12 protein-coding genes are annotated in these 9,406 nt (G+C 44.4%); 5 read left to right on the forward strand and 7 right to left on the reverse strand.

Annotation, left to right across the window (positions count from 1 at the left end):
- Nucleotides 1-163: 163 nt before the first annotated feature.
- A complete protein-coding gene (locus tag ACZM60_RS13555) occupies nt 164-1,258 on the forward strand; it encodes an HIT domain-containing protein (protein WP_489521758.1) in 1,095 nt (364 codons plus the stop codon).
- 350 nt (nt 1,259-1,608) lie between these two features.
- The gene (locus ACZM60_RS13560) at nt 1,609-1,785 is read left to right on the forward strand and encodes a hypothetical protein (RefSeq protein WP_340319652.1); all 177 of its coding nucleotides are present in this window, start codon (nt 1,609-1,611) and stop codon (nt 1,783-1,785) included.
- 31 nt (nt 1,786-1,816) lie between these two features.
- Here ACZM60_RS13560 and ACZM60_RS13565 read toward each other — a convergent pair whose 3' ends face one another.
- Genes ACZM60_RS13565 through ACZM60_RS13575 form a run of 3 tightly spaced genes read right to left on the reverse strand, consistent with a single transcriptional unit; the run spans nt 1,817 to nt 3,772 of the window.
- On the reverse strand, nt 1,817-2,875 hold the full coding sequence (locus tag ACZM60_RS13565; RefSeq protein ID WP_489521759.1) for a glycerate kinase family protein: 1,059 nt from the start codon (nt 2,873-2,875) through the stop codon (nt 1,817-1,819).
- 4 nt (nt 2,876-2,879) lie between these two features.
- Nucleotides 2,880-3,470 (reverse strand): YqiA/YcfP family alpha/beta fold hydrolase, encoded by a 591-nt coding sequence (locus ACZM60_RS13570; protein WP_340319650.1) that lies wholly within the window; start codon nt 3,468-3,470, stop codon nt 2,880-2,882.
- A gap of 2 nt (nt 3,471-3,472) precedes the next feature.
- Entirely contained in the window at nt 3,473-3,772 is a 300-nt protein-coding gene (locus ACZM60_RS13575; protein WP_340319649.1) for a glutaredoxin-related protein, read from the reverse strand.
- A 135-nt stretch (nt 3,773-3,907) separates the two neighbouring features.
- Here ACZM60_RS13575 and ACZM60_RS13580 point away from each other — a divergent pair, with 135 nt between their 5' ends.
- Both ACZM60_RS13580 and ACZM60_RS13585 read left to right on the forward strand, forming a co-directional pair.
- Nucleotides 3,908-4,777 (forward strand): DUF7281 domain-containing protein, encoded by an 870-nt coding sequence (locus tag ACZM60_RS13580; protein WP_489521760.1) that lies wholly within the window; start codon nt 3,908-3,910, stop codon nt 4,775-4,777.
- A 158-nt stretch (nt 4,778-4,935) separates the two neighbouring features.
- Nucleotides 4,936-5,142, forward strand: a complete 207-nt coding sequence (locus ACZM60_RS13585; protein ID WP_021971416.1) for a hypothetical protein — start codon at nt 4,936-4,938, stop codon at nt 5,140-5,142.
- Between the two features lie 146 nt (nt 5,143-5,288).
- On the opposite strand, the gene ACZM60_RS13590 is transcribed toward ACZM60_RS13585, so the two are convergent.
- The 4 genes from ACZM60_RS13590 to ACZM60_RS13605 form a co-directional block, all read right to left on the reverse strand.
- Nucleotides 5,289-5,759: a pyridoxamine 5'-phosphate oxidase family protein gene (locus tag ACZM60_RS13590; RefSeq protein WP_489521761.1), complete on the reverse strand. Its 471-nt coding sequence runs from the start codon at nt 5,757-5,759 to the stop codon at nt 5,289-5,291.
- 24 nt (nt 5,760-5,783) lie between these two features.
- Nucleotides 5,784-6,083: a thioredoxin gene (gene trxA / locus ACZM60_RS13595; RefSeq protein ID WP_489521762.1), complete on the reverse strand. Its 300-nt coding sequence runs from the start codon at nt 6,081-6,083 to the stop codon at nt 5,784-5,786.
- Between the two features lie 86 nt (nt 6,084-6,169).
- Entirely contained in the window at nt 6,170-6,706 is a 537-nt protein-coding gene (locus ACZM60_RS13600) for a flavodoxin family protein (RefSeq protein ID WP_021971419.1), read from the reverse strand.
- A 116-nt stretch (nt 6,707-6,822) separates the two neighbouring features.
- Nucleotides 6,823-7,779: a bile acid:sodium symporter family protein gene (locus ACZM60_RS13605; RefSeq protein WP_021971420.1), complete on the reverse strand. Its 957-nt coding sequence runs from the start codon at nt 7,777-7,779 to the stop codon at nt 6,823-6,825.
- 425 nt (nt 7,780-8,204) lie between these two features.
- On the opposite strand from ACZM60_RS13605, the gene ACZM60_RS13610 reads away from it, so the two are divergent.
- A complete protein-coding gene (locus ACZM60_RS13610; protein ID WP_489521763.1) occupies nt 8,205-9,185 on the forward strand; it encodes a DUF3089 domain-containing protein in 981 nt (326 codons plus the stop codon).
- Nucleotides 9,186-9,406: the final 221 nt, after the last annotated feature.

Genomic DNA, 9,406 nt, shown 5'->3' on the forward strand with positions numbered 1-9,406 from the left:
CTTTGGGGGTACTGCCAGACCCTATTTTTGAACAGAGATTTCCGATTGTCGTCCACACCCAATTATCAGGAATTTCAAATGGGATGTTCTCATAATGGGGCATATGTAATGTAAATTTTGTTCATAATAGAAGTATGGTGTACTATAAGTATTACTAAATATTATGGAACTAGAAAAAATAAATCATCCTTACCTGACTGCTATAAAGCGTACAAGTCTTTTTGTACCTACCCGTTATTTACTTCAACACAATTTATTGAAGGGACGTATTTTAGATTTCGGTTGTGGTTATGGGTTCGATACGGATGAATTGAAACGTCAAGGGTATAATATTACGGGATATGACTATTATTATCGGCCTGAATACCCAGTTGGAAAGTTTGATATTATTTTGTGTAATTATGTCTTGAATGTATTAGAACCCTATGCACAGGCAGAGGTAATGATGAATGTAACAAATCTTCTTTCTCCTGAGGGAACGGCCTTTTTTGCTGTACGTCGTGATTTGACCGAAGAAGGATTCAGATTACATGCCATCTATCGTCAGTATACGTATCAATGTAATGTGCGTTTGCCATTTCAGAGTTTGGAACGTAATACCAGCTATGAACTTTATGAGTATCATCATTTTAATAAGTTGCCTCGGAAAGAAGGAGAAACCTGTCCTTTCTGCCGCTTATCTCGTAGGGTAGAAATTATCTGTGAGACGGCTACTTGTGTAGCGTTCTATGACGGTTATCCAGTATCACCTGGTCATGCGTTGATTATTCCTAAACGTCATGTAGCTTCTTATTTTGATTTAACTAATCATGAACGGGAGGCAATGAACGTAATGCTTCAATATGTGAAACAAAAAGTGGATGAGCGTTATCATCCGGATGGATATAATATCGGCATCAATGTGAATGAGGCAGCGGGGCAATCGGTCTTTCACGTACACATGCATCTGATTCCTCGTTATAAAGGAGATGTCCCTAATCCGAAAGGTGGGGTAAGAGGGGTGATTCCGTCAAAACAGAGTTACAATGATAAGGAAAGCATCTCTTCGCCTGTGCAGCTGGAGAGGAAGAAGGCTTATACTCTTGACGAAAAGAGGAAGGAGCATGGAAACGCTTATATTTCTTGGGAAGAAGAAGCTGATAATATACTTTGTCAGTTGTATGATGAAGGGAATAGTGTGAAAGTATTAGCCGAAATGTTTGAGCGCACAGAAGGAGCTATTCGCAGTCGTTTGAAAAAATTAGGCAAGATAAAATAATTATTCATAGAGTAAGTCAATGGTAAATATATTAATCAAATATAATATGCCAACAACTTATATCTATATATCTTAGAAATGAAAAGATTTCAATTGTCGGATGTAAAAATGTCTGCCATGATTCTCCAATTGCTTATGTTACGTGATTAAAGATAAACATTAAGTTTTCTTTGGAAAAGCATAACTGGCACCTAGTAAATAATGTTTGTCGGCCTGTCGGTTTCTAAAGATATTTTTCCTTTCGTAATAAGAATGTTTCCTTTGTTCCCAACCATTAAGGACAAAGGAGACATCAGGTGAATACTTATTTTGCAGGATTGCCGTCTGCTGTCAACGGACTGACAGCATAAATGCTGAAGTCACGGATAATGGGAGCTGCCGTACATTCTTCTACAATTAGACGGAATGACTTGGCTTCGACAGCAGGAAAGGCTTCGATGCGTTTGTGTCCTACGGAAGTAATGGAATACTACACCTATTTCGGCTTCGTGCCATTTTATCTGGTGGGGAGCAGGTATAGGTGTTGAATGGATGCTTCGTCTGCCGGATATCGTGTGGTCAAAAATGTTGGTCGATCCAGCGAAGAATGTTTTGTCTGGCTGTTTCCGGCTGAATAGCCTCTTCAATACTCATGCCTTCGGGGGTAATGCTGTCTACTCTTGCAAATCCGGCATTGAGAAGTTCTTGTCTGTCGCTTGCCTGTCCGGCGGTTAGCCATACCGGAACCTGATGCTTTCGTGCCCGTTGCAGAATGCGTTCGGGAAGTTTGCCCATAAGTGTCTGGCGGTCGGCGTGCCCTTCGCCGGTAATGACAAGGTCGGCATGTTTCAACAGTTCATCGAATTTTATGAGATCGAGCAGTAAGTCGGCTCCCGATTGTGCCGTAGCATTGAAATATTGCATGAAAGCGTAGCCTAAACCTCCGGCGGCTCCGGCACCGGGTTGCGTGGAAGTATCTTTTCCCATTAGGCGGGCAGAACTGTCGGCAAACTGTCGGGCGCGGCGGTCCAGTTCGTTTACCATCTGGGGAGTGGCTCCTTTTTGGGGAGCAAAGGTAAAGGCTGCTCCTTCTTTTCCATAAAGTGGATTGCGTACGTCGCTGGCTAAGGTAAACTGGCATCCGGCTGTTTGGCTGGTCAGTACATCGTTTATTGTTCCGTTAGGGGCGAGGATGTCGGTAAGTGCCTGAAGCATTCCTTTTCCGGCATCGCTGGTTCCGCTTCCTCCCAGTCCGATGATGAACTTTCTACAACCTTGTTGTATGGCGTGGGCTACGAGTTCGCCTACACCGTAGGTCGTGGCTATCAGTGGATTGCGTTCTTCGGCTTTCATCAATGTCAGTCCGCATGCCTTGGCTGTTTCGATAACGGCTGTTCCGTCGGGAGCAATACCATAGCTGGCAAGGATGGGACGCATCAGCGGATCGTGTACTTTGGTTTGGATGATTTGTCCGTGCAAGGCAGAGATAAAGGCTTCGAGCATGCCTTCACCACCGTCGGACATGGGGAGTGAATGGACTGTCACACCGCGGAAAGTCAGAACTTGTGCAAGGACTGCTTCTACTTCTTTTGATGTGAGGCAGCCTTTGAATGAATCGATGGCCAGAATGATTTGCATGGAACTATATTGTTAATAGTTTTTCTATTAGTGGAACGTAATATTGGTGTACCTCATCGGCTGTTGGAGTATGCCCGCCCGGGAAGTGCCAGGAGTGGGGATAGTATTTCAGAAAGAGTGGTTCGTAGTGGGCCAGATGGTCGTTCTCTCCAAAGATACCCCAGATGTGTTCGCGGTTCGCGGGCTGGTAGTGGTCCCATTGATGGAGCTGTACTTCGGCAAATTCATCAATCAGGGGCTGGTCGATGACGAAATGCTGGTTGCCGTTGGCACGAGGTGACTTGTATTCATGGGGCCCGATGCGTTCGGTCAGGAATTTGGTCATTTCGAAATATGGGTTTCCAAGCAGGGCGGGGAGTCCGTTTTCGGAAGCTATAATCTGGGCAAGAAAGGAACCGTTACTGTTTCCGACGAGTACATCGGGGGCTTCTTGTTGGCATAGTTGACGCAGGAATGAAAGTGCTTCTCGGGGATGCAAAGGCAAATCGGGAGTCAGAACTTGCGCTTTATTGCTGAGGCTTTCTTGCAATGCCTGGGCAGGTGTGCACGCACCGGAAGCGAAGAAGCCATGAAGGAAGATAACTTTTCGTTTCATTTTCAACAACCGCTTCCGTCGATGTTACAAGTTGCTCCTTCGCAGGCCGGGCGTGAATGTAGTCCGGCATCTTCGGGAGTTAATGTCACAGTACCGTCTTCCAGTACAAAACAGGGGATGCCGGCGGCTCCGCTTTTCTTTGCTTCGTCGAAAACGGGATGATGGTCGCGGAGTTTCAGGAATTCCTTGAGGTTTCTCACATGCTGGCCAATGTCGATAACTTCGTAGTTGCTGTCGCCTTTTATCTGTTCTTCTACGTAAGTGCAGTCGGGGCACGTGTGCATGCCGTATATCTTTATCATGATATTATATGGTTTAAAAAGTGATTTGTTACGCTGGCAAAGTTATATAAAAATCGGTTGTATGTATGAATGATTAATATTTTCTGTAAATTTGGTTGTTCCGAATAAGATTGTTTTTGATAAAACGTTGGTTGAATGAAAAAGACTGTAGCACTTATTGATAAATTTATTAGTCTGGCTAATGGTGAGGCTTTACCGGCAAGTAGTTTGAAAGGCGACTGGGTTGAGCAGATGCTGGAAGATGGAGTTCTGATGGTTACTTCGCATGGCAGCCGGAAAACTTTACGTGCGATTGACGGACGTAGCTTTTGTGAGTACTTGTCGAATAAATGTAATATTCGGGATTTGGAGGAGTGTCGTCGGCTTTTGCTGTCGGATAATGTGAAAAGGGCTGTTCAGGTTGCTGTAACTGGTGATTCGAAATATAGGGAGAAACGTACTTTTTACGGTTTTCTGGTGAATAGTTATCAGCCTATACCAGCAACGGTAAACGGGTACCCCAAGACTATTTTGCCGTTGGAGGGGACTTTTGATTTTATCTACGATTATTGGAAATTTGCGATTCCGGAAGATGTGGTAGTAATAGGTATTGAGAATCCCGAAAACTTCAGGTATGTATCGGCCCAGAAAAAGCTTTTCGGTTCGGTTGTACCCGACGGGGGGAAGCAGCTTTTTGTGTCCCGCTATCCGCAGGAACAGAGTAAGGATTTGATTTGTTGGCTGCAAAGCATTCCTAACCGGTATATTCATTTTGGCGATTTCGATTTGGCAGGCGTTCATATTTACCTTACATCGTTCTACAAATATTTAGGTGAGAGAGCTTCTTTCCTGATTCCGGCGGACTATGAATATCGGATAGCACATGGAAGCAGGGAAAGGTATAATCATCAACTTGAGAAATATGGGAAAATGCAGGTAACTGATCCACGCTTGGAAGAGCTGGTGGCTTGTATTCATCAGTATCATCGGGGGTATGATCAGGAGGGGTATATCGAAAGGATTTGAAGGTGATGGGAATAGATTGATTCCGGATGGTATTATACGATTATCGGTAGAAGCGCGAACGGATGTACATCTGTGTGGACGTATTTTGCATTTTTACAAGGGCAATATAACTGCAGGTAAGGTAGAACTACTATATTTGTATAGTATAAATTTGTATCATGATACCTCCTGCTATAGAACAATCAACGAAGGAAGAGCGTCGGGCGTATGTGCTCGATGAGTGGAAATGCCTGCATAACTGTGAGCTGTGCGGTAAGTGTCACGTACTGAAAGGACAGGACGTGGAGGTTCTTTATGCGGATTACATAGAGGGATTGCGGAGCTATATGGATGTGACGATTGACATCCGGAACCGGAGTTATTGAGTTGATAAAGCTTGTCGGTTGCCGATGTTTCGTTAATTCCGAGATTCCGGAAAACAGACTTTTGCCGCGTTCTTCAAACGGATAATCGGAAATCTTTTCGGAATCTCGGGTAAAATAGCGGGAAGGATACTTTACAAGAAGTTTTTTCAGAACTGGAAATGGATGGGCTTGGCAAAATCGGCTTTCTTCTCCAGTCCTTTTACGTTGCCTAAATTGGTCATCCAGCCGTCGATGTGCTTCAGGTAAAATACTTTGAACACGGGATTGGTGCGCATGTCTTTGTAAAGTTCGTGCACGATGGCACTCTTCTCGATAATGGCGTCGCGGATATCCTGACGTTCTTCGAAGACTGCTTCTGCCGAGAAACGAATCCAGGGCGTTTGTATTTCGTCCTTTTCCAGCTTGCATCCGCAAAGTTCGAGAGCGGGATTTGCCTGAAGCTCGGCATACACTTCTTTCTTTGCATTGGTACAAAACCAGAGCTTATCGTCTTCCAGTATCATGTATTGCATGGGGCGTACCTTGGGCTTGCTGTCGAGTCCGATGGTAGCCATAAACTGAATACCGATGCGATCCAGGTAGCCGGCTACATCGCGCAGGGTAATTTCTTCGTTCATTATCGTTTCGTCTTTACTTGTGGGTTATTGCAAAAAAGGATCGATGGTTGACAACAGTTCAGCTTTCGGCATTGCACCGCTTGCTCTCCAAAGTACTTCTCCTCTGCGGAACAGCATGAGGGTGGGGACGGACTGAATCTGGTATTGTTGGGATAGTACTGCATGCGTATCTACATCAATCTTGATAATACGGATACGGTCGCCCAGTATCTCTTTTACTTGTTGCAGGACGGGGTGCATCATTTTGCAGGGTTGGCACCAGGTCGCAAAGAAATCGACCAGCACGAGCTGATCGCCGGCAATTACGTCATAAAATGTTTCCATAGTTAATTTGTATTTTTGTTTATTATTGGTTGAGAAGTAAGCACGTTTCCGATCTTTTCGGTCTTGCTTGCCTTCGTAATATTGTTTTAGCAATGAAGTCCCATTTCGTAGGCTTCATTTAGTTTGGGGTTTCCGGTGATGGTACGTGGAGCAGTTACTCCGCCACAGAAAAGTGTACCCGCCAGACGGCTCTTCGGGAAACAATCAATCCAGCCTGTGAGGCCAGCTTCTGCTCGTTTGGGAACTTCCGGTTCTTCTTCGGCGGCAGTAGTTAGCATGTAGACGTCACGGAACTGATAATCCATGGTATACAACGCATTCATACGGTCGATGAGCACTTTCATCTGTCCGCTCATCTCGAAATAGTAGATTGGAGTAGCCCATACGATGACATCCGCATGCAGCACTTTCTGCATGATGCTGTCGACGTCATCCTGAATAACACATTTGCCCAGTTTCTGGCAGGCTAAGCATCCACGACAAAAGTGTATATCTTTACCGATAAGTGAGATCTTTTCTACTTCGTGACCTGCCTGGAGAGCACCATTTATAAATTGATCAGCGAGCATGTCGCTGTTTGAGCCAGTGCGTAGACTGGTTGAAATAACAATCACTTTTTTCATGTTACTTTGTCTTTATTAGCTTTTGTAGACCAGCTCAAAGTTATAGGTTTCTTTCCAGTTTTCCGCATGTATTGTCTGAAAAAAATAGGTGTCCGGAATGTCTGAATGCAGGTCTTTCAGATTCTATTTTGTTTCTTGTCCGACTGTTTCCTGAAAATTTGTGCTGCGATGCTGCCCGAAAAGTTGTGCCATACGGAAAACATGGCTCCGGGAACGGCCGCCATAGGGAACATGGCAAAATGGGTAGTAGCCAGCGAAGTGGCCAGTCCGGAGTTCTGCATGCCTACTTCGATGGCAATGGCCGACCGTTTGGACGGCTCGCTTCCGGTAAGGGCAGTAAGTCCATAGCCTAAGGCCAGTCCGAGTACGTTATGCAGGATGACCGCTACGGCTACTATCAGGCTGCATGTAAGAATACTGGTAGAGTTGTGGGCAACGATGATGCCGATGATGAATGCGATGGATAGTGTGGAAATCATTGGTAACAGCGGTACGATTCGTCGGGTGGTTTGTCCAAAATAATGGTTCGCGGCAAATCCCAGTACGATGGGAACGATTACCACTTGTACGATACTTAAAAACATGCCGGCAATGTCTACGTCGACCGATTCGCCGGCCAGCAGCCATACGAGGGCAGGCGTGACGACGGGAGCCAGCAGGGTGGAAACGCCGGTCATTGCTACGCTCAGAGGAACATCGCCTTTGGCCAGGTAACAGATGACATTGCTTGCCGTACCTCCCGGACAGCATCCCACAAGGATTACTCCGAGAGCAAGTTCTTCGGGCAGGGCCAGCAGCTTGCTGAGCAGCCACGCCAGGGAAGGCATAATGAGAAACTGTGCCAGTTCGCCGATGAGGATGTCTTTAGGATGTTGCAGAACGGGCTTGAAGTCGGACGGGCGAAGTGTCAGTCCCATGCCGAACATTACCACGCCAAGCATCGGCGTGATGGCTGAAGTTCCTATCCAGGCAAACGAGGAAGGGAGAAAGAGTGCCACGACAGTCACCAGTACCACGATAAGAGTGATGTGTGCTGCAATCCATGCAGATAAGGTGAAGATTTTATTTTTCATTGCTCTCTATTCTAATTTTTTGTCTTTCCAGTTTTTGTAATCTTCGGTGAAACGTTTTTTCTTCAGGAACAGACGAAGGGGGACGACGAATCATCTGGATTTTCTCTGCAAATGTACGAAAACCCCGGATAACCGCAAGTCGAAAATGGGTTTCGATAAGGAGGATTAGTTACGGTAAGAAATTTATGATGTTGAATTGCTCCTTAGTGTGAATGATAAGTAGTTTATATGATTCGGATTTATTCAAAGTCGGTTTTCTTTTCACAATATAAATTCTTTGTAAAAATAATCTGCTATACGATAAATCTCTGTAATTTTGTCCCTTGGTAAATAGTGATTGTCCTTGCTCTTGAACTTTCTATAACATTGAAGTCTGGAAGGGAAAAGTTAGTTTCGTTTTGATGAATTATCTAAATAAAAATCATATGAATAAAATTTATTTTAACAAAGAGAAAAACATCCGTTTATGGTATATAGTTACTCTTTTACTATGTGTGCTGTTTTCGGGATGTGACAAGATGGAGGCACAGGAGTATATTCCTCAGGCACCTGACTATTCTGATTCAACTTTCTGGTATACAGAGGAAAATGATAAGACGGGAAAAAATGCCGACGTGTTTTATATTGTATCTACTTGGGAAAAAGATTGGAAGGACGAGAATGGAACAATAGTTCATTATGCGGATGTTTATAAAAAGAAACACCGTGATGATATGACAAAAGAGATTTCGGCTATAGCTGCTTATATGGGTAAGGATAATAATTTTTATTCTCCTTTTTATCGGCATATAACAATTCAAGTGTGGGCTACGAGCGATGAAGACATTATCAACAAACGTTTTGCTATTGCTTTTGAAGATATCCGTAACGCATTCGAAACCTTTTTGAAGAACCGTCCGAAGAACCGTCCGTTTGTACTGGCTGGATTCAGTCAGGGTGGCAAGGCGGTTGTCGAACTGTTGAAGATAATGCCTAAGGACGTATACCAACAGATGGTGGCTGCTTATGTACTGGGTTACAAGGTTACACCTGACGATACGTTGGCTTCTACCAATATTAAGGCTGCCCAGGGCCCCGACGACATTGGTGTAACGATATGTTATAATTCTGTCAGCGATGTGAAGTATATTCAGCCTGTGGTAGCTGCTCCATGTGCCTTCTGTATCAACCCAGTGAACTGGCGTACGGATGATGTACCGGCTACCTTGCACGACACGATTACGGTGAGTGTAGCACAAAAGGAAAAGGTGCTGGTGGTGAAAGGATACAGTGGTAGTGAATATTCTCCGATTATGGGCTTCCTTAATGTAGGTGATTTTCATAGCGCTGAGCCGTGGCTGTATAAGGAATGTCTTGAAGAGAATATCAAGAATCGTATCGAGATTTTCAAGAAAACACGGTTTTAAGAAAAACAAGGTGATGAGCCAGCGGCTTTCGGGAGCTGTTGGCTCATCATATTATGATGAGGTGTTATAAGATAGTAGTTTGCAAACAGCAGTGGAATCGTTAGATGTCGATAGTAATACCAGTAAGCATCCAATTTTGACGTATTGCCTCAAAGAATAAAAAATATGACCTTCGCTGCTGTAACAAAAAATATTAAAAGTATGTACAGCAGCAGTGATTT

This window comes from Phocaeicola sp., from assembly GCF_057861905.1.

Excerpts from the sequence above, each read along its gene's own strand:
- ACZM60_RS13555 (WP_489521758.1), top strand. The coding sequence starts at position 164 with ATGGAACTAGAAAAAATAAATCATCCTTACCTGACTGCTATAAAGCGT.
- ACZM60_RS13560 (WP_340319652.1), top strand. The coding sequence starts at position 1,609 with ATGCTGAAGTCACGGATAATGGGAGCTGCCGTACATTCTTCTACAATT.
- ACZM60_RS13565 (WP_489521759.1), bottom strand. The coding sequence starts at position 2,875 with ATGCAAATCATTCTGGCCATCGATTCATTCAAAGGCTGCCTCACATCA.
- ACZM60_RS13570 (WP_340319650.1), bottom strand. The coding sequence starts at position 3,470 with ATGAAACGAAAAGTTATCTTCCTTCATGGCTTCTTCGCTTCCGGTGCG.
- ACZM60_RS13575 (WP_340319649.1), bottom strand. The coding sequence starts at position 3,772 with ATGATAAAGATATACGGCATGCACACGTGCCCCGACTGCACTTACGTA.
- ACZM60_RS13580 (WP_489521760.1), top strand. The coding sequence starts at position 3,908 with ATGAAAAAGACTGTAGCACTTATTGATAAATTTATTAGTCTGGCTAAT.
- ACZM60_RS13585 (WP_021971416.1), top strand. The coding sequence starts at position 4,936 with ATGATACCTCCTGCTATAGAACAATCAACGAAGGAAGAGCGTCGGGCG.
- ACZM60_RS13590 (WP_489521761.1), bottom strand. The coding sequence starts at position 5,759 with ATGAACGAAGAAATTACCCTGCGCGATGTAGCCGGCTACCTGGATCGC.
- trxA (WP_489521762.1), bottom strand. The coding sequence starts at position 6,083 with ATGGAAACATTTTATGACGTAATTGCCGGCGATCAGCTCGTGCTGGTC.
- ACZM60_RS13600 (WP_021971419.1), bottom strand. The coding sequence starts at position 6,706 with ATGAAAAAAGTGATTGTTATTTCAACCAGTCTACGCACTGGCTCAAAC.
- ACZM60_RS13605 (WP_021971420.1), bottom strand. The coding sequence starts at position 7,779 with ATGAAAAATAAAATCTTCACCTTATCTGCATGGATTGCAGCACACATC.
- ACZM60_RS13610 (WP_489521763.1), top strand. The coding sequence starts at position 8,205 with ATGAATAAAATTTATTTTAACAAAGAGAAAAACATCCGTTTATGGTAT.